The sequence below is a fragment of the Gilvimarinus sp. 1_MG-2023 genome (assembly GCF_030548285.1).
The window spans coordinates 1-367 of sequence record NZ_JAUOSC010000357.1; the positions used below are offsets into that span (position 1 = coordinate 1).

The following is a 367-nucleotide window of genomic DNA, read 5'->3' on the forward strand; positions in this document are numbered from 1 at the left end:
GTTGCACCGGCCGCAGCTCCATATCGTCGTACAGGCGCACTGCCCTGGGAATATGCTGGAGCGTCTGGTTAATACGGCGTAGTCGTTCGATATCGCTTTCCATGCTATCGAGGAAGGCGGCATTCAGCATATGTCCCATTATTTTGGCCGGGGAGGGATAGGTATCATCCGGGATATCCGGTTTGTTGCGGTGGGCAATGGCACTGACACCAATCACCATTACTTTTTCTGCACCCAGGTGCAGAGCCGGGCTGATGGGCGCCAGTTGGCGGACGGCGCCGTCGGCATAATACTGGTCGCCCAGAAACACCGCCGGAAAGATCATCGGGATGGCCGAGGAGGCCAGTAGATGATCGCAGCTCAGTCG

At 57.5% G+C, this 367-nt stretch carries 1 protein-coding gene; it reads right to left on the reverse strand.

What is annotated here, in order from left to right:
* Positions 1 to 367: patatin-like phospholipase family protein (locus Q4563_RS17180; protein WP_336623047.1), on the reverse strand; the 367-nt coding region annotated here is incomplete at both ends.